This is a genomic window from Dolichospermum heterosporum TAC447 (assembly GCF_024584745.1).
Lineage (GTDB): Bacteria > Cyanobacteriota > Cyanobacteriia > Cyanobacteriales > Nostocaceae > Dolichospermum > Dolichospermum heterosporum.
On record NZ_CP099464.1, the window covers coordinates 4516219 to 4539486 of the forward strand.

The 23268-nt window shown below is 41.0% G+C and carries 18 protein-coding genes and 1 other RNA gene; 15 read left to right on the forward strand and 4 right to left on the reverse strand.

The window, feature by feature from the left end:
* Positions 1-76 precede the first annotated feature (76 nt).
* From fusA to NG743_RS20450, 4 genes are all read left to right on the forward strand, one after another.
* Positions 77-2155, forward strand: a complete 2079-nt coding sequence (fusA, locus tag NG743_RS20435; protein ID WP_027402057.1) for an elongation factor G — start codon at positions 77-79, stop codon at positions 2153-2155.
* 22 nt (positions 2156-2177) lie between these two features.
* The gene (tuf, locus tag NG743_RS20440; RefSeq protein ID WP_027402056.1) at positions 2178-3407 is read left to right on the forward strand and encodes an elongation factor Tu; all 1230 of its coding nucleotides are present in this window, start codon (positions 2178-2180) and stop codon (positions 3405-3407) included.
* Between the two features lie 164 nt (positions 3408-3571).
* The gene (rpsJ, locus tag NG743_RS20445) at positions 3572-3889 is read left to right on the forward strand and encodes a 30S ribosomal protein S10 (RefSeq protein ID WP_015113498.1); all 318 of its coding nucleotides are present in this window, start codon (positions 3572-3574) and stop codon (positions 3887-3889) included.
* Between the two features lie 146 nt (positions 3890-4035).
* Positions 4036-4686: an LON peptidase substrate-binding domain-containing protein gene (locus tag NG743_RS20450; protein ID WP_027402055.1), complete on the forward strand. Its 651-nt coding sequence runs from the start codon at positions 4036-4038 to the stop codon at positions 4684-4686.
* Positions 4687-4698: 12 nt separating this feature from the next.
* Here the strand turns inward: NG743_RS20450 and NG743_RS20455 are convergent, their stop codons facing one another.
* Positions 4699-5262 (reverse strand): WD40 repeat domain-containing protein, encoded by a 564-nt coding sequence (locus NG743_RS20455; protein WP_257120782.1) that lies wholly within the window; start codon positions 5260-5262, stop codon positions 4699-4701.
* A gap of 379 nt (positions 5263-5641) precedes the next feature.
* Here NG743_RS20455 and NG743_RS20460 point away from each other — a divergent pair, with 379 nt between their 5' ends.
* The 3 genes from NG743_RS20460 to mutS all read left to right on the forward strand — a co-directional run bounded on the left by NG743_RS20460 (position 5642) and on the right by mutS (position 10790).
* Positions 5642-6676: a helix-turn-helix domain-containing protein gene (locus NG743_RS20460; RefSeq protein WP_027402053.1), complete on the forward strand. Its 1035-nt coding sequence runs from the start codon at positions 5642-5644 to the stop codon at positions 6674-6676.
* A 698-nt stretch (positions 6677-7374) separates the two neighbouring features.
* The gene (locus NG743_RS20465) at positions 7375-7824 is read left to right on the forward strand and encodes a helix-turn-helix domain-containing protein (RefSeq protein ID WP_027402052.1); all 450 of its coding nucleotides are present in this window, start codon (positions 7375-7377) and stop codon (positions 7822-7824) included.
* A gap of 365 nt (positions 7825-8189) precedes the next feature.
* Positions 8190-10790, forward strand: coding sequence for a DNA mismatch repair protein MutS (gene mutS, locus NG743_RS20470; RefSeq protein ID WP_027402051.1), 2601 nt, complete (start codon positions 8190-8192; stop codon positions 10788-10790).
* A 106-nt stretch (positions 10791-10896) separates the two neighbouring features.
* Here mutS and NG743_RS20475 read toward each other — a convergent pair whose 3' ends face one another.
* The 3 genes from NG743_RS20475 to NG743_RS20485 all read right to left on the reverse strand — a co-directional run bounded on the left by NG743_RS20475 (position 10897) and on the right by NG743_RS20485 (position 13319).
* On the reverse strand, positions 10897-11352 hold the full coding sequence (locus NG743_RS20475) for a DUF29 domain-containing protein (RefSeq protein ID WP_193963428.1): 456 nt from the start codon (positions 11350-11352) through the stop codon (positions 10897-10899).
* A 93-nt stretch (positions 11353-11445) separates the two neighbouring features.
* The gene (locus tag NG743_RS20480; RefSeq protein WP_193963426.1) at positions 11446-12897 is read right to left on the reverse strand and encodes an ATP-binding protein; all 1452 of its coding nucleotides are present in this window, start codon (positions 12895-12897) and stop codon (positions 11446-11448) included.
* Between the two features lie 98 nt (positions 12898-12995).
* The gene (locus NG743_RS20485) at positions 12996-13319 is read right to left on the reverse strand and encodes a slr1957 family protein (RefSeq protein WP_027402048.1); all 324 of its coding nucleotides are present in this window, start codon (positions 13317-13319) and stop codon (positions 12996-12998) included.
* A 432-nt stretch (positions 13320-13751) separates the two neighbouring features.
* On the opposite strand from NG743_RS20485, the gene NG743_RS20490 reads away from it, so the two are divergent.
* The 8 genes from NG743_RS20490 to NG743_RS20525 all read left to right on the forward strand — a co-directional run bounded on the left by NG743_RS20490 (position 13752) and on the right by NG743_RS20525 (position 22908).
* Positions 13752-14240: a pentapeptide repeat-containing protein gene (locus NG743_RS20490; protein WP_027402047.1), complete on the forward strand. Its 489-nt coding sequence runs from the start codon at positions 13752-13754 to the stop codon at positions 14238-14240.
* Positions 14231-15391, forward strand: coding sequence for a 5-(carboxyamino)imidazole ribonucleotide synthase (locus NG743_RS20495; protein ID WP_257120783.1), 1161 nt, complete (start codon positions 14231-14233; stop codon positions 15389-15391). The genes NG743_RS20490 and NG743_RS20495 overlap by 10 nt, the downstream gene beginning before the upstream one ends.
* 39 nt (positions 15392-15430) lie before the next feature.
* Positions 15431-15615: non-coding RNA, 6S RNA (gene ssrS, locus NG743_RS20500), on the forward strand.
* Positions 15616-16016: 401 nt separating this feature from the next.
* Positions 16017-16478, forward strand: coding sequence for a ribosome maturation factor RimP (rimP, locus tag NG743_RS20505; protein ID WP_193963185.1), 462 nt, complete (start codon positions 16017-16019; stop codon positions 16476-16478).
* A 268-nt stretch (positions 16479-16746) separates the two neighbouring features.
* A complete protein-coding gene (nusA, locus tag NG743_RS20510; protein WP_193963187.1) occupies positions 16747-18024 on the forward strand; it encodes a transcription termination factor NusA in 1278 nt (425 codons plus the stop codon).
* Between the two features lie 322 nt (positions 18025-18346).
* Positions 18347-18616 (forward strand): YlxR family protein, encoded by a 270-nt coding sequence (locus tag NG743_RS20515; protein WP_071992767.1) that lies wholly within the window; start codon positions 18347-18349, stop codon positions 18614-18616.
* 441 nt (positions 18617-19057) lie between these two features.
* Positions 19058-22147: a translation initiation factor IF-2 gene (infB, locus tag NG743_RS20520; protein ID WP_027402042.1), complete on the forward strand. Its 3090-nt coding sequence runs from the start codon at positions 19058-19060 to the stop codon at positions 22145-22147.
* A 512-nt stretch (positions 22148-22659) separates the two neighbouring features.
* Positions 22660-22908, forward strand: coding sequence for a hypothetical protein (locus NG743_RS20525; protein ID WP_035081624.1), 249 nt, complete (start codon positions 22660-22662; stop codon positions 22906-22908).
* The last annotated feature ends 360 nt before the right edge of the window (positions 22909-23268 follow it).

The following is a 23268-nucleotide window of genomic DNA, read 5'->3' on the forward strand; positions in this document are numbered from 1 at the left end:
TTTTCCGTAAAAGTATAGAATCTTAACAAAGAGTAATATACGAGATATCATGAGGCGAAAACGTTAGGAGGTAATTGTGGCACGCACGAACCCGCTAGAGAAAGTACGCAATATCGGCATTGCGGCGCATATAGATGCGGGCAAAACAACGACAACAGAGAGAATATTATTTTACTCTGGGATCATTCATAAAATCGGCGAAGTTCACGAAGGAACTGCTGTTACAGACTGGATGGAACAAGAACGGGAGCGGGGAATTACCATCACTGCTGCTGCCATTAGTACCAGTTGGAATGATCATCAAATTAACATTATTGATACTCCCGGTCACGTGGACTTCACAATTGAAGTTGAACGTTCCATGCGAGTATTAGATGGTGTAATCGCTGTATTTTGTTCCGTAGGTGGTGTCCAACCACAATCAGAAACAGTATGGCGACAAGCAGACCGCTATAAAGTCCCTCGCATTGCCTTTATTAATAAGATGGATCGCACCGGTGCGAACTTCTATAAAGTGCATGACCAAATGGTCGATCGCTTGCGAGCTAATGCCATTGCTATTCAACTGCCTATCGGTAGTGAAACTGAATTTAAAGGGATTATAGACTTGGTGAAAATGTGTGCATATATGTACACAAACGATCAAGGAACTGATATCCAAACCATAGAAATTCCCGCCGAACTAGCCGAAAAAGCAGCTCAATACCGCACCAAGTTGGTAGAAGCAGTATCAGAAACTGATGACACGCTGATGAATAAGTACTTCGAGGGCGAAGAACTGACAGAAGCAGAAATCTGTGCTGCCCTCCGCAAAGGAACAATTGCTGGGACAATCGTACCAGTGCTTTGCGGTTCAGCCTTTAAGAACAAAGGCGTGCAATTGATGTTGGATGCGGTGATAGATTACCTACCATCACCGCTGGAAGTTCCACCAATTCAAGGCACACTGCTCAACGGTGATCCCGTTGAACGTCATGCTGATGATAACGAACCATTATCAGCTTTGGCATTTAAGATTATGGCTGATCCTTATGGTCGCCTCACCTTCGTTCGTGTTTATTCTGGTGTGCTGAAGAAAGGTAGTTACGTTCTGAACGTCAGCAAGAATAAAAAAGAACGAATTTCTCGGTTAGTGCTAATGAAAGCAGATGACCGACAAGACGTGGATGAACTACGGGCAGGTGATTTAGGTGCTGCATTGGGATTGAAAGACACCTTGACAGGTGATACCCTTTGTGATGAAAATTCACCAGTAATTCTGGAATCCCTATTTATTCCTGAGCCTGTGATCTCGGTGGCGGTTGAACCCAAAACCAAGAACGACATGGACAAGCTTTCCAAAGCTCTACAATCCTTGAGTGAAGAAGATCCCACCTTCCGTGTGCGTGTTGATCCAGAAACCAACCAAACCGTAATTGCGGGCATGGGAGAATTGCACCTGGAAATTCTTGTAGATCGGATGTTACGAGAATTTAAAGTAGAAGCAAACGTTGGTGCGCCCCAAGTGGCTTACCGCGAAACCATCCGCAAAGCCGTTGAAAAGGTTGACGGTAAATTTATCCGCCAGAGTGGTGGTAAGGGTCAGTACGGTCACGTAGTGATCAATTTAGAACCAGGTGAGCCAGGGACAGGTTTTGTATTTGTTTCTAAAATTGTCGGTGGGATTGTACCTAAAGAGTACATAGGACCGGCTGAACAGGGAATGAAAGAATGTTGTGAATCTGGTATTTTAGCTGGATATCCACTCATTGATCTCAAAGCCACATTAATACATGGTTCTTACCATGATGTAGACTCTTCAGAAATGGCTTTCAAAATTGCTGGTTCTATGGCAATCAAGGAAGCGGCTACAAAAGCCTCTCCTGTGATCTTAGAGCCGATCATGAAAGTTGAAGTTGAAGTACCTGAAGACTACATCGGTAACGTGATTGGTGATTTAATCTCCCGCCGGGGACAGATTGAAAGCCAAAGCACTGAACAGGGACTGGCAAAAGTGGTATCGAAAGTTCCATTGGCAACCATGTTTGGTTATGCCACTGATATCCGGTCGAAAACCCAAGGTCGAGGTATCTTTACGATGGAGTTTAGTACCTATGAAGAGGTGCCTCGCAGCGTGGCTGAAGGCATCATTTCAAAAAGTAAAGGGAACGCTTAACTAAAAAAGGAAACGATTATTCATGGCACGCCCAAAGTTTGAAAGAAATAAACCTCACGTTAATATCGGTACTGTTGGTCACGTTGACCACGGCAAAACTACTTTAACAGCAGCCATTACAATGACCTTGGCGGCTATGGGTAACGCTGTGGCTAAAGGCTATGACCAAATTGATAATGCACCTGAAGAAAAGGCACGGGGTATTACAATCAATACTGCCCACGTTGAGTATGAAACCGAAAGCCGCCACTATGCTCACGTAGATTGTCCTGGACACGCTGACTATGTAAAAAACATGATCACTGGCGCGGCGCAAATGGATGGAGGTATCCTCGTAGTTGCAGCCACAGATGGTCCTATGCCCCAAACCCGTGAACACATCCTCTTGGCAAAACAAGTGGGTGTTCCTAGTCTGGTAGTCTTCTTGAACAAGGAAGATATGATGGATGACGAGGAATTGCTGGAATTGGTAGAAATGGAATTACGGGAACTGCTCACTGACTATGATTTTGATGGTGACAATATTCCCATTATTAAAGGTTCAGGTCTACAAGCTCTCCAAGCAATGACCGCTAATCCTAAAACTCAGCGCGGTGAAAACCCTTGGGTAGACAAAATCTATGAGTTGATGGATGCTGTAGATGCTTACATTCCCACACCTGAGCGGGCTATAGATAAGCCTTTCTTGATGGCGGTAGAAGATGTCTTCACCATCACCGGTCGTGGGACTGTGGCTACTGGACGGATCGAACGCGGTAAAGTTAAGGTTGGCGATACTGTTGAGCTAATTGGCATCAGAGATACCAAGACTACGGCAGTCACTGGGATCGAAATGTTTAAGAAGAGTCTTGATGAAGGTATGGCTGGCGACAACGCCGGTGTACTACTGCGTGGTCTCAAGAAAGAAGACATTGAGCGCGGTATGGTCATTGCCAAACCCGGTACAATTAAACCTCACACTCAGTTTGAAGGCGAAGTTTACGTTTTAACTGAGAAAGAAGGTGGTCGGAAAACACCATTTTTTGCTGGTTATCGTCCTCAGTTCTATGTGCGGACAACTGATGTAACTGGTACAATCAAAGCCTTTACATCTGATGAAGGTGCAGATGTGGAAATGGTAATGCCTGGCGATCGCATCAAAGTAACAGTAGAATTGATCAACCCAATCGCTATTGAAGAAGGTATGCGTTTCGCTATTCGTGAAGGTGGACGGACTATCGGTGCTGGCGTTGTCGCTAAAATCTTGAAATAACACTCGCGTTTTTGCTCTCATTTAAAAGGAGTAGAGATGAATCCTAGAATCTCTGCTCCTTTCTATTCCCATAAACAATTTTAAATTTTGGATTGGGGATGAAATTTAGCATCTAAAAATCTAAAATCTAAAGTCTAAAATTTACCGAACCTGGAAAACTAAACATGGCAACTCTACAGCAGCAGAAGATTAGAATTCGCTTAAAGGCATTTGATCGACGTTTATTAGATACATCTTGCGAGAAGATTGTAGACACAGCTAACCGTACCAACGCCACAGCTATTGGACCGATTCCTTTACCCACAAAACGCAAGATATATTGCGTACTGCGATCGCCTCACGTAGATAAAGATTCCCGCGAACACTTTGAAACCCGCACCCATCGCCGGATTATTGACATTTACCAGCCTTCTTCTAAAACTATTGATGCACTCATGAAGCTAGATTTACCTTCTGGTGTAGATATTGAAGTCAAATTGTAAGTTTGTCATTAGTCAATAAATAAGATCCCCGACTTTTCTAAAAAGTCGGGGATCTCTTGTTTTCTTAATGATAAAATATAAACAAAGTGCGGGTAAATTAGAGAAAAATATAATACTTTAAGAATACAATTTATACTCAAATAACCATGACATCTTCCTCTAAAATTGCAGTGCGTGAACTACCTCTATTCCCATTACCCGAAGTGGTTCTATTTCCGACTAGACCATTACCTCTACATATCTTTGAATTTCGCTACAGAATCATGATGAATACGATTTTGGAGAGCGATCGCCGATTCGGCGTATTGATGATTGATCCCACCAAAGGGACAATTGCTAATGTTGGTTGTTGTGCGGAAATTCTTCATTATCAGCGGCTACCCGATGACAGAATCAAGCTATTAGCTTTAGGACAACAAAGATTTCGGGTGTTAGAATATGTCCGCGAAAAGCCCTATCGCGTCGGTTTGGTAGAATGGATTGAAGATCAACCACCAGCTAAGGATTTACGTCCTTTAGCTTCAGATGTAGAACAACTATTGCGGGATGTTGTGCGTCTTTCTGCCAAGTTAACAGAACAAGAGATTGAATTACCAAACGATTTACCAGATTTACCCACAGAACTATCCTATTGGATAGCTAGTAATCTCTATGGTGTCGCTCCCGAACAGCAAGCATTATTAGAAATACAGGATACAGTTGCTCGTTTAGAACGAGAAGCGGAAATTCTCACTTCTACTCGTAATCATTTAGCAGCGCGTTCTGTTTTGAAAGATACGTTTAATGAAATGCAATAAACTTGCTAAACTTTAGACTTTCAGAGTTTGCACACAGCATCCATTTTCCAGATTCCACAACTTGATTGTGTTATCTTCACTTGCTGTGGCTAAGATTTGATCTATGGGATGAAAAGCCACACTCCACACACAAGCATCATGTCCTTCTAGAGTTTGCACACATTTTCCTGTAGCTAGATGCCATACTTTAACTATATGGTCATTATTAGCACTTGCAATAAATTGAGCGTCAGGACTAAAAGCCATCGCTTTTAAAATGCCAATTTGTTTATTAAAGTGTTCATTGCCATTGCGGATATTTTGTTCCTGTAGAGTTCGCTGCAAGACTTTGTGCAGGTTGCTTTTGGTGACTTTTTCTCCTAAAGCTTGGGAGAGCGATCGCCAGAGTTTTGAGCCAACGTCTTTAATGTAACCAAGATCGTAATCGGAGTCTATAGCCATGTCTAAGTACGTCTGTCCAGTCCAAGATTGACGGAATACAATCTCTTGAACTGTTGTTAAGTGTCCTCGTTTTAATAACTTCTCGACCAGTACAATCGCTTCACTAGCCGTAATCATCGCTTCTTCAAGGTTCATTTACTCTTTTAGCAAAGTTAGTATTACAAGGATAAGTTGATTGCTTTATTGTACGGAGTGCGTGATTTAACTCAGTTAATTGCAATTCTAGTTTTGTGACATATTATATTTATTCACAATTGTGATATAAATGCTTGTTTTTGTCAACGCATCAAAGTAAATTTTCTGTACAAGTACAATTGTACTACAGCAAAAAACAACGAATTTATTGTTCATATTTGGTTGAATTAGCAAAAAATCAACATTCTTACTCAAGAAAGATACGTAAAATCTTATGTGATTTCCCTCAGCTTTAGGAACAGATGGAAGTTAGCAATAAGTTAAAAAATAGTCACATTTGTGATAGAATACTGGTATAATGAACTAATATAATGACAAGATGAACCAACAACAGTTTGAACTCATATTTGAAAAACTGACAACCCGGCTGAAGGAAGTCTTGCAAAGGATACTCGCAGGAGAAACAGATGCAGATATAGCAGCAGCTATGGAAATTGGAGAACCTACAGTCAGAAAACATATTGAAAGAATATGTGAAAAATTTGGATTGAGTAATGAAAATTCTGATATTCGTCGCCATAAACGCTCAGAGTTAGTGACATTAGTTGCTAAATATAAGCCTGATTTACTAACTGAATGCCAGCTTAAATTTACAGATAAAATAGCAGAAATAACAGATGAAGATGACAATAATATCTGTGAATTTGTCTTACAATTAATATCAGTTAATCAACCTATAAATGAAGAATTCAAGAAATTTATCCTGCGTTTTAATTGCAATGAGCAGGAGAAAAAACAAATTGCTAAAGCTCTGAATAAAATCGGATATCAACACTATTCAAACAGCGATCTTAACACGGCTTTATCCTATTTAAAATTAGCAATTGAATTTAAACCTGATTTCGCATCTGCTCATTACAATTTGGGCGCAACCTACGAAAAAATAGATCATTGGACTCCAGCTTGCAAACATTATAAAATCGCTATACAATATCAAAATCGGGCTGGAGAAGCGGCAATTAATAATTTAGCTCGATTGGAAATTTTACAAGGAAATAGTGCTGCTGCTGTGGAAATGATTTCGCCAATTTTATCAAAGGTTAAAGATAATACAGTCAAAGCTGCATTACATAAAAACCTTGGTTGGGCTTATTTTCAGCAAACTTTTTATGAACTAGCAAAACAGCATTTATTCATATCTTTAGAATTGGAAAATGATTATCCTCCAGCCTATTGCTTATTAGCACAAGTCCAAGCAGCATTAGGAGATAAAGAAAATTCTCTAATATTCTGGAGAAAATTCCTGGAATCTTATTCCCAAGAGCAAGAATTAAAAAGTGTTCAATGGCATTTACCAGAACTAGAAATTTGGAAACTTGATGCTATGAGAAATATCATGGAAACAGCGATATAAATAGGAAAATCGCTGTAATTTTTTTGATGTAATATCAATTGGGTGGAACGATTGGATCATCATCCTCATCGTCACCATTAATACTGTTTCCCATCATTGATAATGTAAATATCATGGCTCGTTTCTCCATTAAGATTAATTGATGAATAAAGCAAGAAGAAGCGAGGGTACCCATTTCGCTATTTAAGTTTCTTGTTTCATATCTTTTGATTTGATGTTTTTATTATGCGTGGATTTGGAGAAAATTCAAACACTAAAAAATAGGGAATATTTCTGCAAGTTCAGGAGCAATTTACAGTAAAATAAGTAGTAAAAAATAAGTGGAATTTATATTTATTAGTTAAAAAGTAGGGAAAAGTAAGGTAGAACAATCAGATCCCCCTAAATCCCCCTTTTTAAGGGGGATTTTGATGTATTTATTCCCCTCTTAATAAGCTACGGTGTACACACAAGTTAAATTACCCCCCTTAATCTCCCCCTTGGAAATGGGGGAAACCGGAAAAATTAGTTCCCTCCCCAACACATCGGGGAGGGTTAGGGTGGGGTAATTTGAGTAATAAGGGTGATTGGATCACTTGTGTGTACACCGTAGCCTTAATAAGGGGGGTTAGGGGGGATCTCGATAAATTCTGATAATTGCTTGATCCGATAATCAAATTACGGTAAAATTATGAACATTGATTTTATGTATATTATTTATGTCATTCAAAGTAGATATATCTTGGGAGCAAATTCAAGAATTTGTGGATGAAATTGTCTGGAAATATACTGATAAACATCTAAGCGATGTGGAAGTACAGGTACTCAAAGGAAGTTGGGAAGGGAAAAGGTATGAAGATATTGCTACAGAACTACATTTAACTACTACATATATTCAAAATGATGTTGGTGCTAAATTATGGAAAAAGCTCACAGATATTATTGGAGAACCAGTAAGTAAAAGTAATTTTCGTCAAGCACTGTATCGGGAAAGAGAAAAACTAAAAACACCACTCTTCACTATGGCAATTGCACCTGCTATCTTTAATGCACCTGCACAAGCTGAAACAAAAACTTTTAATAGACCACGTACTCGCAGTGTTGATTTAGACTGGTGTTTGACTTGGGATGCTAATTGTGGTGAACCAGCAGCTAAAGCTTTTTGTTGATCTAAAGGCTTTAAACTAGCTACAGATTATGACAAGAATAGTAGAAAAGTCACAAGACCAATACGTGATAATTTTTGTAAAATAGGAGTTAACAGTGATCATTATGATGGTTTTAGCTTCATAGAATGCTCGAATACTGATGATAATTAGAAAAAACCTAGCTTAAATATCTGTGATCGCATTTCGATAACCTGATTATTGTGTGCGATCGCATTTTCACCAAAATAACAGCAAAAATGGCTGGATCAACAGTAACCCTAACTAAAAATAAATAAACCTTAAGCGATCGCACCCTATCCCCCACATCAAGCTATGATCGAATAGAGTACCAAAAATCTGTTGCCAATAAATTCTCAGCATCTACCATGACGACTTCCACACCAGAACCCAATCAACCAAACCCATCCCTTACTGATACAAATCTGGTAGAAGACCGCAGTAAGCTGAGTAAGATGTATCAGCATTATGTAGAAGTAAAAGATAAATATCCTCATGCGTTGCTGCTGTACAGAGTTGGTGATTTTTTTGAAACTTTTTTTCAAGACGCTGTAACCGTCTCCAGGGAATTAGAATTAGTTTTAACCAGTAAACATGGTGGTGAAGTCGGTCGTGTTGCCATGACAGGTGTACCTCATCACGCTTGGGAGCGCTACACAACCCAACTAGTAGAAAAAGGTTATGCTGTAGTAATTTGCGACCAAGTGGAAGACTCTGCGGACGCGATTGGTTTGGTCAAGCGAGAAGTAACGCGTATCATCACTCCAGGGACATTATTAGAAGAGGGGATGCTCAAAGCCAGTCGGAATAACTACATATCGGCTGTGGTAATTGCTGTCAATCATTGGGGTTTAGCCTACGCAGATATATCAACAGGGGAATTTCTCACATCTCAAGGTAGTGATTTAGAACACCTAACTCAAGAGTTAATGCGGTTGCAACCTTCAGAAGTCCTGTTTCCCACCAACGCCCCCGATTTAGGTAGTTTACTGCGTCCTGGGGAAACCTCCCCATCTCTTCCCCAATGTTTACCACCATCATTTTGCTATAGTTTGCGATCGCAAGTTCCCTTTTCCCAAGCCGAAGCTAGAAGTAAATTATTGCAGAAATTCAAAGTGCGATCGCTCGAAGGTTTGGGCTGTGAACATCTTCCCCTTGCAGTTCGCGCCGCAGGAGGTCTTTTAGACTACATCGAAGACACACAGAAAGCCCATCCTGTCTCCCTGCAATTATTACGCACCTATACCCTCACTGATTATTTAATCGTCGATCATCAAACCCGTCGTAACCTAGAAATTACCCAAACCGTCCGCGATGGTACATTTCACGGTTCTCTATTATGGGCTTTAGATAGAACTAGCACCGCAATGGGTAGCCGAGCTTTAAGAAGATGGTTGTTACAACCGCTACTGGAGATTAAAGGGATTAAATCCCGCCAAGATACCATCCAAGAATTAGTAGAAAATACGCCCTTACGTCAAGACCTGCGGCAGTTATTAAGACAAATTTATGATTTAGAACGGTTAACAGTCAGAGCCGCATCTGGTAGAGCCAATGCCAGGGATTTAGTCGCCTTAGCTGATTCTTTCTCCCGTTTACCCGAATTATCTCGCTTAGTTGCGGATGCCCGTTCCCCGTTCTTAAAAGCTTTGCAAAAAGTCCCACCCATCCTCGAAGAACTAGCAGAAAAATTACACGCTCACATCGTAGAATCACCACCGACTCATCTCAAAGAAGGTGGTTTAATTCGGGCGGGGATGAATCCGTTGTTGGATGAAAGAAAAGCCACTGTAGAAAGTGATCAACAATGGATTGCCAACTTAGAAGTTGATGAAAGAGCCAGAACAGGAATCCCCACTTTGAAGGTAGGATTTAATAAAACCTTTGGCTATTATATCAGTATTTCCCGCAGTAAATCCGACCAAGTTCCCGATAATTACATTCGTAGACAAACTTTAACAAATGAGGAACGTTACATCACTCCTGATTTAAAAGAACGAGAAGCACGCATCCTCACAGCGCGAGATGATTTAAATCAGTTGGAATATCAGATTTTTGAAGCATTACGCAATGAAGTGGGTTCTCAAGATGAAATCATTCGGAATATTGCCCGTGCAGTAGCCGCGTCGGATGTATTATGTGGTTTGGCGGAATTAGCTGTCCATCAAGGTTACTGTCGTCCTGAGATGGTTACAGGTCGGGAAATTGACGTAATTGATGGTCGTCACCCAGTGGTAGAACAGTCTTTACCTGCTGGTTTTTTTGTCCCTAATTCGACTTGCTTAGGGGGGAAGGAAATGAACCACGAAGGAGCGAAGGAAGCGAAGGAAGAGGAAAAGAAGAATTTATCTTCCCCTGATTTGGTGATTTTGACGGGTCCAAATGCGAGTGGTAAGAGTTGTTATTTGCGTCAAGTTGGTCTAATTCAGTTAATGGCGCAGGTGGGTAGTTTTGTGCCGGCGCGGTCTGCTAAATTGGGAGTGTGCGATCGTATTTTTACCCGTGTTGGCGCGGTGGATGACTTGGCTACTGGTCAATCTACCTTTATGGTGGAAATGAATGAAACTGCCAATATTCTAAATCATGCAACTTTGAAATCTTTGGTTTTGTTAGATGAAATTGGTCGGGGGACAGCAACTTTTGATGGTTTATCAATTGCTTGGGCTGTAGCAGAATATTTAGCAGTTGAGATTAAATCGCGGACGATTTTTGCTACCCACTATCATGAGTTAAATGAATTAGCTACAATTGTTTCCAATGTCGCAAATTATCAAGTTACAGTTAAAGAATTACCAGACCAAATCATCTTTTTACATCAAGTTCAACCCGGTGGTGCTGATAAGTCTTACGGAATAGAAGCCGGAAGATTAGCAGGTTTACCGACAGTGGTAATTCAACGGGCAAAACAGGTGATGGGACAAATCGAAAAACACAGTAAAATAGCCATGGGATTGCGTGAAGGACTTTAATATGAGGCTTCTTCGTCTAATGAAGTACAAAATTATCTGCGTTCATCTGTGTTTATCCTCTTCCATCTGCGGTTAATTCTTTCTTCATTGACTTATAGAAAAATTATCATTCCCAATCTTGAAGAGTATCACACAGAAAATTATCAGCAATTATATCATCAAATAAATAGGGGCAATTTTCAGGAAAAGTTCTTAATGGTAAATTAGTTTCTCGTAAGGCTAAATCAACTCCTGTTTCAAAAGCATCTAACATAGCTTCTGTTATCCGAGATTTTAAACTAGGGTTTTGTCTAAGATGTCTTTGAATAGCACGACGTTGTTCTCTAATTGTGAGAAACCAACTGCGAGAACGTTGTTCAGGTTGATATTCCCATTTCAATAAATGACCAATTAACACACCCAAACGACTTATCAATTCTCGATATTCATGTCTTCCTAAAGATTGAATTTCCTCTTGCAAATTTTGCCAGTCTAATTCTACAACTAGCTTTTGTTCTAAAGCTTTTGCTTGTTGTTGTGTCCAAGCATAGAAGTCTTGATTATACAAAGAAAAGTTATCCATATTCAGCGAATTTCATTTTCATTGTTAATGATATTTTAATCATATAACTTACAAAATAAGTCAGGAGTCAGAAATTTTTCAAAAAAGGATTGATTAGAATGTACTCACTTTTTCATTAATGCGACGCAATATATTAGCACCAAGAATGTAAGCATATAGACTAGCTGGCTGGAATGCGAAATTCACTCCTTTATACAGAAAGTTTTCATCTGTAATAGTTCGACTCGTTATCATAATTGGATGAGATATAGTTGGATTTTTCTTGACAAATTCTACACAGTTATCAAGTTCGGAATTTGACCTGTAGGGACGGTCACTCCACTTGACTTCAACAGCCCAAGAAGGTGACTGACTTGAGGGCTTTAAATGGACAATATCAATTTCTCCTGAATTCCAGCGTGCATAATAAAGCTCAATAGTCATATTGTGTTGCCACTGACTAAAAATAGCAGTTTCAGTCATCGCTCCCATAGCCTCAGAATCCGCATTAAGTTGTCCAAATAGCGCCGCTCGCATGGACGGATTGGTTAAATAAACCTTGAAGCACACAGCGCGTTTAAATCTCTTTGCATTTTGGTCAATTCTCTCAACACGCCGAATTAAGAACGCAGCTTCAAGATATTCAAGATAACGCTTAATAGTGTTCTTGGCGACACCAGAAAATTGAGATAATCCCTCTAAATTTACTTCATTACCAGAGTTGTAAGCCAAGGTAGTAAAAAGTCTGTTTAATTCTTGAATATCACTGATACCGTAAAGACTAGGCAGATCGCGCAGTAGCACTTTATCAATAATATCACTTTTAATATACTGTCCAGGATCTTGCCGAATCGTCTCGGAAAAAACTGCTTCTGGGTATCCCCCAAAATTCAGGTAGTTAACAAACTCCTCATTAAGTGTCTCGATATTGGAGGTAGAATATTCGTACGAATAAACAGGGTTTTTATTTGGTGTAGCGGTTATAAGTTCCGTTTCTCGACCAATGAACATCAAGTATTCAGTAAAAGTTAGAGGTGGGAGAATATAATCACTGAATCGTCCAGCACCAGATTCAGCACTTTTTAATCGCAGTGCAGCAGCGGCAGATCCAGTAGCAACAAAACGGTATTCAGCAAAGGAGTCAACAAGGGATTTCAGGTGTATTTCCCAATTACGCAAGTATTGAATTTCATCGAAGAATATAAATAGCTTGGCATCACGTTTGTGATTGAATAATTCTTGAAAGTAACTAAGTATTTTTTCTAGGGGAAGTCCTGTATAAATCGGGGTTTCCAGAGAGAGATATAAAATATTTTTCTCATCAATACCAGAGTTTAAGAGTTCGCGGACACTGTGATAAACCATCACAGTCTTACCGACGCGCCTGGGTCCCATCAAAACGACTGCACGACGAACGCTTACATCTAAGATTTTCTGATGAAAAGCCTCAAAATACTTTCGCCGAAGCGTATTCTCAAAAGCAATCTTCCCCTTCTTCCCTTGTTCCCACCAGGGGTTATCAAATTGAAGACGGGATATAATATCCTTCTTTGCAATTTCCAGCATGGAGAGATATAAGATTAGTAGATTAATCTTATTTTAGATAAAAATAGCATTAAGGTCAATGGATTAATCTTAATATCTTAATTTTCATCTGCAAAACTCTAATCATCATCTGGTTCAAATTGTGCCACTGTGACAGCATTAAACGCAAAAGATAACACTAAAGGAATCGGACATTTCCACAAAAAAGTATAAATCACTGCTAAAATAGTGGTGGATATGGCAGCAAAAGCCCAGTAAATTTCCTGATTGGTTAAGCCGTTTTCTTCTTTAATTACTCTTAACACATTCATGGGAATTGGTTCTGGCATCACTCCCCCCGGAGGAAACGCCCAATAATTACCACGTCTCTCGACAAATAAATCTGTCCAGCCATTTTCTAAGCACCACGCTTCAATCCATTGAATAGAGTAATGATTTATCATATAAATACCAATTTTGTATTATTGATGTATGCTGTTCGTCAATTTTAATAACTTCAAGATTCTTAGTCAGATATAGCAGCAGTCAACAGTAAAAGACTTCTACTGGATAATTTTTCCCATAAACTTTTTACCTTATTTAAGTACATACTCGCTATAACTGTTGCTGATGATATTCAATTTCATGTCAACATTTAAATGGTTATCAAGTATTTTTAGGCATCAAAAACCCCGCCCCTACAGCTACCTCCACGACTAATACATTATCAGTTTTTTTCACTACTAGACTTTAAAAGATAAAAAACTTTACTTGTCATCAAATTTAATGAATTATTGTAAATAGTAATCGGAAAAAGGAGTAATTGCCATTAACCCTCATGCAACGCCCGAATTATCAACTGTTAACTATTCATCACTAATTGGGACTCATTAACTATGTTTTGGCAAAAAGGCTTAGGATGGATTTTGGGAATTATGCTTTGGTTCATCCCACAAACAGCATTGGCAGACTGGACACATCCTTTATCATATAGTAATGCAGAGTTGTCAAGACAAGACTTTTCAGGACAAAGTTTACAAGCTGCGGAATTTTCTAACGCTAACTTGGAAATGGCTAACTTTACAGGTGCGGATTTGCGAGGAACAGTTTTCAGTGCTTCAGTCATGACAAAGGCAAATTTGCATGGAGCAGATTTAACCAATGCGATGATGAATGAGGTAAAATTAATAGGTGCTGATTTAAGTAATGCCGTTTTAATCGAAACTCTTTTACTCCGCACCGTCTTTACAGATGTTAATATCACAGGTGCAGATTTTACAGACGCAATTTTAGATAAAGCGCAAATTAAAGAGCTATGTCGAAAAGCCAGCGGTGTAAATTCTCAGACCGGTGTAGAAACTCGTGAGTCCTTAGGATGTCAATAAAACTTGGTATAATCGGTGGTGGACAACTGGCTTGGATGATGAAAGGCGCGGCAAACAAGCTGGGAGTAGAATTAATAGTCCAAACTCCTAGTGCAAATGATCCAGCCGTATCTATTGCCCAAGATAGTGTTTTTGCCGCAGTTGATGATGCCGCAGCCACAGAAATTTTAGCAACAAAGTGTGATATCGTTACCTTTGAAAACGAGTTTGTGGATCTTGCTGCTTTATCACTACTAGAAAAACAGGGTGTCTGTTTTCTTCCAACCTTAGCAGCTTTAGCACCTCTGTTAGATAAATATGAACAACGGTGCTATTTACGGGATTTAGGTTTGCCAGTTCCTCAGTTTTTAGCATTATCAGGGGAAAAAGCACTAGAATCTGAGATTGAAAACTTGGGATTTCCGGTGGTTCTCAAAGCGCGAAGACATGGATATGATGGTCAAGGAACTTTTATCATTCCCGATTTTCCGACCTTATCAAAAATAGTTAATCAAAGTCGTACCCAGTTTTTAGTCGAAGAATTTGTACCTTTTACCAAAGAACTGGCGATAATTGCAGCCCGTTCTTTAAATGGGGAAATTATCATCTATCCAGCGGTAGAAACTCGCCAAGAAGAACAGGTTTGTCGGTGGGTAATTGCCCCAGCTAAAATCACCCAAGAGCAAAATTTAGAAATTGAAGCGATCGCCCATAAACTATTAACTAGCCTCCAATATGTAGGAGTCTGTGGCATTGAACTATTTCTCACCGCCGCAGGTAAAATTCTAATTAATGAAATAGCACCACGCACCCATAACTCTGGACATTTTTCCCTGGATGCTTGTGAAACTTCCCAATTTGAACTACATCTGAGAGCCGTGTGTGGTTTACCATTAACCAATACTAGATTACGTTGTGCTAGTGCTGTGATGGTTAATCTGCTAGGATATGAAAGCAGCCATTGTGACTACCAGAAACAACGGCAACAACTGGCATCTATTCCCCAGGCTACTGTCCACTGGTACGGCAAAACAGCATCTCGTCCAGGACGTAAACTAGGGCATATCACCGTTCTCCTGGAGCAAGATACTCTGGATGAAGCCAAAGACACCATACACAAAATTGAATCTATCTGGTATCCCCCAGCAAAAATTTGCCAAAATTTTCCCTAAATAAATACACAAACTATTTTTCAAAGCTATAATAGGTTAGTTGCACTACGACGATTGGTGACTGCCATCAAGTTTTTTGATCTATGTCTTTAACAACAAGGGAGCTAAACAATTCTCGTGGCAGTATACCGGGCTTGTACCCGGAAACTTTAAATGAGAACCCTCAGTTCCCACCTGGTTTAACCAGGTCATAAACTTAGGTAAAACGGCGTTGTGGTGAACTAAAAATTTCAGCTTAAACAGTAGAAGCCTCTCACCTACGCTATAGGAAGGTGATGAGATGAATACGCATAAGTGACTTTATTGACCAACAAGCAAAATTGAGTATCGTAAGGAGCAGGGGAAGGGAGGTAGGGGAGGTAGGGGAAGTAGGGGAGGTAGGGGAGGTAGGGGAAGTAGGGGAGGTAGGGGAGGTAGGGGAGGTAGGGAAGAAGATTTTTCCCAATCATCAATTACCCATTCCCAATTACTCATTCCCAATTTTTTCAAGTCTGTCATGACTAACTGAAGAAATAGGCTACACTCATTTTAGGGGCGAACTAATGCAGTTCGTCACAGTACTTCTTGGAAGATATCCCTGTCGCAGGAAGTGGGTTGAAGCCCACTTTTTTTATTGAATTCTCCCATGACTCATCCTTTAATACCACAAATTATTGATTTGGCGACACCAGTAGCCACAGAACTAGGATTGGAAGTTGTTAGTATAGTTTTTCATACGAACCAAAGCCCCCCAGTCTTGCGAGTAGATATCTTTAATCCTCTACAGGACATTGGCCTGAATGATTGTGAAAGGATGAGCCGTGCCTTAGAAGCGTCATTAGACGCGGGAGAGATCATTCCAGACGCTTATGTATTGGAAGTATCCAGTCCTGGTATTTCGCGGCAACTGGTAACAGACAGGGAGTTTATTTCCTTCAAAGGATTTCCTGTAGTTATTTCCACTTCCCCAGCCTACGAACAACAGCAAGATTGGATAGGTCTATTGGTGCGTCGGGATGAAACCACAGTTTACCTTAATCAAAAAGGTCGTGTAATCAAAATCCCGCGTGACCTCATTACCAAAGTACAAATAGATGAGCGTAGCTAATCAATTTTAGATTTTAGACTTTGGATTAGGGACTGGTAACTGGTAAGGAGTAATTGGTTATGGAAACAATACCTTCGCCAAATTGGAAACCGCCATTCTTTGTAGATTTGTAGGTTGGGTTGAGGAACGAAACCCAACAAATGCGTTGGGTTGCACTGTTGCTTAACCCAACCTACAAAGAATGGCGAAGGTATTGAAGAAAACAATTATTTCTTAACAATTATCTAATTGTGCTGACTAGCTTACATAAAATTTTAGGAGACTGCGTATGTCAATGGTGACTTTATCTGGATTAAAAGAGCTAATTGAAAGTATTAGCAAAGAACGAAATTTGCCCCGTTTGGCTGTACAAGCGGCTATTAGAGAAGCATTAATTAAGGGTTACGAACGTTATCGTCGCGCCCAAAATTTAGAACGTAGACAATTTGATGAAGAGTATTTTAATAATTTTGAAGTAGAATTGGATATAGAGGGTGAGGGATTTCGGGTTCTTTCCACCAAAACTATTGTTGATGCAGTTAGTAATACTGATCATCAAATTTCCTTAGATGAGGTACAGCAAGTAGCCCCTGAAGCTCAACTGGGAGATTCTGTGGTATTGGATGTCACCCCAGACCAGGGTGAATTTGGGCGCATGGCAGCCATGCAAACTAAGCAAGTATTGGCGCAAAAGTTGCGAGATCAACAACGTCAAATGGTGCAAGAAGAGTTTCAAGACTTAGAAGGCACGGTTTTGCAAGCTAGAGTATTGCGATTTGAACGTCAGTCTGTGATTTTGGCTGTGAGTAGTGGATTTGGACAATCAGAGGTAGACGCGGAGTTACCCAAGCGAGAACAGTTACCCAATGATAACTATCGTGCTAATGCAACTTTTAAGGTATATCTGAAAAAAGTTTCCCAAGGACAGCAACGGGGTCCACAGTTGATGGTATCGCGTGCTGATGCAGGTTTGGTAGTTTATCTATTCGCCAATGAAGTCCCAGAAATTGAAGATGAGGTAGTGCGGATTGTGGCTGTAGCCAGAGAAGCTAATCCTCCTTCTCGTTATGTCGGACCCCGGACAAAAATTGCTGTTGATACCTTAGATCGTGATGTAGACCCCGTTGGCGCTTGTATTGGTGCGAGGGGATCACGGATACAGGTAGTAGTTAATGAATTACGTGGTGAAAAAATAGATGTGATTCGCTGGTCTCCAGATCCAGCTACCTATATTGCTAATGCCTTAAGTCCAGCACGGGTAGATGAAGTTAGACTGATGGACCCAGAAAGTCGCCAAACCCATGTTTTGGTGGCGGAAGATCAACTGAGTTTGGCTATTGGTAAAGAGGGGCAAAATGTGCGGTTAGCAGCCCGTCTCACTGGTTGGAAAATTGACATTAAAGATCAGGCTAAATATGACCAGGAAGCTGAAGATATTAAATTTGCAGCGGTGAGAGCGCAAAATCAACCACGAAATGATCAGGATGATAGGTCTGACCGAGAATATGACATGGCAGAAGAATTAGAATTGGATGAGGATAGATTCAACAATAGCGAGGAAGATTAATTCCCCAAATTTGCCTGCAATAATTTGAGAAAGTAAGGGTAAGTTCTACCGAGATTGCCTGTGGAGCGGGCAAACAAGATTGGAAGTCATTCTAAGACCGCGATGAAGCAGGAAATAAACACTAAGATTATCGCTGTCCAGATGTGTCTAGACTTTGGTAATTTTGGGTAAGTTTTATAGAACGGAAGCAGTAAGCAGGGAGCAGGGAGCAGGGGGAATATTTCTTCCCAATGACAACTGACAACGAACAACTGACAACTGACATTAAAAAATACATTGTTTAGTATCTGGAAGATATCTAGCTGAATCTGGCAAAAGACTGATGAAACCGAACTATCGGCGTTGTATTAGTTGCCGTCAAGTCAACTTGAAACAAGAGTTTTGGCGGATTGTCCGCGTCTTTCCATCTGGAAAGGTACAATTAGATCAGGGCATGGGGCGTTCTGCCTATATCTGTCCGCAAGAGAGTTGCCTGCAAGTAGCTCAGAAAAAAAATAGACTAGGAAGATCGCTGCATGGGACAGTGCCAGACACAGTGTATCAAACATTGTGGCAGCGTCTAAATCAGGGCGATCGCCAAAATCAGATTTAATGGTAACAACTAAAATTGCGATAACCTCTAAAGATATTATGACAAAAGCCGAACTATTCGCGCTCTGATCATAACCTTTAGTATCGCTCAAGTTAGTGCCAAAATAGTAAATGGATGTAACCAGCTTTCTCGATCTCCTTTTTTTGGACAAGACGTAAGGCATTACTCCCAGAAAGTTTTTTTTTGATTGTATTGTGGAAGACTCACAAATCAGCAAAACAAAAAAACCAAAAATGGCAACCTGGTAGCGTCAAATCGCAGTTCTGCATCAACCATCATTCCTGGTGGAGATGTCAGTATTAACCCGAAACATCTCTCTTTCCTAACTGGAGGCACCGGCAATATCACCAAGGGCAACCGAAAAAACAGTGATCAAAGGGTGGAGATGTCACCAACCAGGCAACCATCCATTAAAACTGTAAATTAAAGGGGAAAGAGTGGATGAACAACGGAAAAGTTAGAATCTATGACTTATCAAAGGAATTGAATTTGGACAATAAAGAGCTACTAGCCATTTGCGATCAGCTCGATATTGCGGTCAAAAGCCACAGCAGTACGATTTCCGAATCGGAAGCTGAACAAATTCGTAGCGCCGCCGAAAAAGTTGCTGCTGCGAACTTAGTCTCCAAAAAGGAACAGGGTAAAAGTGGCCATAAACCAAATTCATCCCCAAACCGTCCCAGTGCCAATCACAAACAGCAAATTCTAGAAATTCGCAAACCGAAAATATTGAGAAACACTACTACCAACTCACCAGATACTTCAGTTGCTACTGACGCTACTGAGGCTAATAGTCCTTCACCTCCACGGCCTTTCGCTACACCTGTCTCATCTATGAAGCCGACGGCACCAACTCGACCAGTTCCCCGGAATCAATCCGAGACTCCGCTCAAACCTAATCCTACCCAACCGGAACAGGTATCTAATCCTCAACCGGTGGCGGAAAAGGTAGTAGGGGAAAAAGCAGAGAAGATATCTACTCCTAGACCTAAACCAGAGAAACCGCAAAAACCCCAATTGGTTTCTCCCCCTGCCAGAGTAGATGCCACAAAATCGCCAGATACACCGGTAATCGGAACATCGGAAAAACCTCTGCTTAAACGCGATCGCACCCAGCGGGTTGAGGAAGACCGGCAACCAGTCAGAAGTAAGGTTAATAAACCATCATCTGACCAAGGTTCACCATCCGCACCACCTAAACCTAGTCGGGCTAATTCAGCAGCCCCAACAAGGACAGAACAGCGCACTGGCAGACCATCCGTCGGCGGTGATATCCAACGTCCTAGACCCGCACGTCCCGGTGAACCAGCAGCCATTCCCACGGCAACTCCACCCCGGCATAATATCGGCGGAGCGAAAAAAGAATCATTGGATGAAACACCAATTGTTCCCGATCTGCTCGATTTAAAACGCCCTACACCCCCTCGTTTAAACAAAGGTGGGAAGAAATGGCAAGAAGAAGAAATCATTGACGAAATCAAAGAAAAGGCTAAGTTAGGACCCAAGGGCAAACGGGTCAAACCAATCTTAGAAGATGATTTACTCGATGAGGATGATTTAGACGAAAACGGTCTAGAAATTTCCGCAGCCGTCCAAGTTAGTCTTTCCATTGCCCGTCCTCCCAAACCCAAAGGAACCCGTGCTGGTGCGCCAACTGTAGCGGTTGTAGCTGCTCCTACTACCAGGGGCAAAAAATCTAGCTCTTCCCGCGACCACAATCGTCGTCAAGAAAATGTCGAGCAAAAACCAGATCGTCCAGCTACACTGGCTGTCACTGGTCCATTAACAGTCCAAGAGTTAGCTGATGCCTTAGTAATTGCCGATACAGAGATTGTCAAAATCCTGTTTATGAAAGGCATGGCTGTCAGTATCACCCAAAATCTGGATATTCCGACCATTACCCTAGTCGCCAAAGAACTAGAAGTAGAAGTCGAAATCGTCGAACGAGAAGCTGAAGCTCGGAAAGTCACAGAAATGATTGACGTGACTGACTTAGATCACCTCATTCGTCGTCCCCCAGTTGTCACTATCATGGGTCACGTAGATCACGGTAAAACCACTCTCCTCGACTCAATTCGCAAAACCAAAGTTGCTTCTGGGGAAGCGGGCGGTATTACCCAACATATCGGCGCATATCATGTTGATATCGTCCATGAAGGTAAACCACAGCAGATTGTTTTCCTCGATACTCCTGGTCACGAAGCCTTCACCGCGATGCGTGCCAGAGGAGCTAGGGTGACAGATATTGCCGTTTTAGTCGTAGCTGCTGATGACGGCGTTCGTCCCCAAACCATCGAAGCTATTAGCCACGCTAAAGCTGCCGATGTTCCCATTGTTGTTGCCATCAACAAGATTGATAAAGAAGGCGCACAACCAGAACGGGTTAAACAGGAACTCACCAATTACGGTCTAACTGCCGAAGACTGGGGTGGTGAAACCATTATGGTTCCCGTTAGTGCCATTAAGGGCGAAAATCTCGATACCCTCCTAGAAATGATTATGTTGGTGTCGGAAGTAGCCGAACTATCCGCTAATCCAGATCGAGTCGCAAAAGGAACAGTCATTGAGGCTCATTTGGATAAAGCGAAAGGTGCAGTTGCTACCTTGCTGATTCAAAACGGTACTCTCCATGTCGGAGATATGCTGGTCGCTGGTTCAGCCTTCGGTAAAGTCCGGGCTATGGTGAATGATCGTGGTAAGCGTGTAGATGTCGCTAGTCCATCCTTTGCAGTAGAGGTATTGGGTTTAAGTGATGTCCCTGCTGCCGGTGATGATTTCGAGGTCTATGAAAACGAAAAAGAAGCTCGTTCTATAGCCAGCGATCGCGCCGACAAGCAACGTCAGTCTCGATTGTTACAAGGTCGTGTCACCCTCACTACCCTGTCAGCACAAGCACAAGAAGGCGAGTTAAAAGAACTCAATCTGATCCTCAAGGGCGACGTACAAGGTTCTGTAGAAGCTATTATCGGCTCTCTGCGCCAAATTCCGCAAAACGAAGTCCAAATTCGGATGCTCTTAGCTACCGCTGGAGAAATCACCGAAACAGACATAGACTTAGCTGCTGCCAGTAACGCTGTGATTATTGGTTTCAACACCACCTACGCCAGTGGAGCTAGACAGGCTGCGGATGAAGCAGGTGTAGATGTTCGAGAATATAACATCATCTACAAACTCTTGGAAGATATCCAAGGTGCTTTAGAAGGTCTACTCGAACCCGAACTGGTGGAAGAACCTTTGGGACAAACAGAAGTTCGTGCTGTCTTCCCAGTTGGTCGTGGCGCTGTTGCCGGTTGTTATGTGCAATCTGGTAAACTCGTTCGCAACTGTAAAGTCCGCGTCCGTCGTCATAATAAGGTAGTTTATGAAGGTGTCCTTGATTCTCTTAAACGGATGAAAGAAGATGCCCGTGAAGTCAACGCAGGTTATGAATGTGGTATCGGCATTGATAAGTTCCATGACTGGGTGGAAAATGACATCATTGAATCCTACCAATTGGTAACTAAACGTCGGACTTTAACTATGACTAAGTAGTGACGTGCATCCAGCGTTGAGTGCTGAGTTGATGAGTGTTGAATTGAGACTGTTTCGAGTTCAACACTCAAATAATGTAAAATCAGCACTCCGCTTAAAAGGAGTCAGGAATTAATGAACCAAGTTCGCGTCCCGTAGGGATAGAAACAAAAAACACGAAGGCAGAAGCAAGAAGGAAGAAGTAGGCAAAACCCTGTTTGAGTTGGAGTTTCATGATCTATTGATGTCTTAACCCCCTGGGTTTGCTATAAATTTTAAAAAAATTCCCTGTTTAATTGAAAACAAGTTGTTTTAGAAATTTCTCGCAGAAAATTCTGCATTTAGTGATGAATGCGACAGAATTTTCAGGTATAAAACCATTATCTTGAAAACAGATTAAACAAAAATTTTCAATTTTAGGTTTGGGTAACTAGATTTACGTCTTTCCCGGGAATGTGAAATAAATTATCAATCTGAAATCTAAAATCCCAAATTGTCTAAATCTGGAAGTGAACAACAAGGAATGAGGAATTATGGCTCAATTTCCAACTTCTAGCAACTACGCGCATAGTACCGATAGCAAAGGCTATGTCAATGGTGAGCGTATAAATCATCAATTATCTGCTAATACTCAATTTTGGCATAACCTGAAATACGTGATTTCTGCTAGTTCCGGTTTTCAAAGATGGCAATTAGAATGTAACGCTCAATCGCAAAGTTTACGTCTAGATCAGCAAGTACAAATGTATTTAAGAGAGACTTTAGAAACTTTAGCTTATTAACCCTTTGACAAAACAAATATTTACCAATTGCTTTGAGCAAGGACTTTGGGGATAAGAAATCTTATCCTCAATTTTTATGTATAACAGAGAAAAACAATAATAATTGGAGTTTAGACTAAGGGAACACCAAAAAATAAATTACCCAATTTTGTGGGATGGGAATCCTGCCCGTCCTTGATGATTAGCGGGCAATTCGTCCCGCACCACAAGAAATTTTTGGGTATTTTTTTAATTGGAAGTCCCTTAGTGACAATTTGATTGTATCACGAATATTGAAGGCAATCAATTCGCCTGTGTGCGTTTTCCCCTTCGGTCTGAAGACGGGAAGTTGCCAACACTACCGCATTCCTCTTGTGGTTA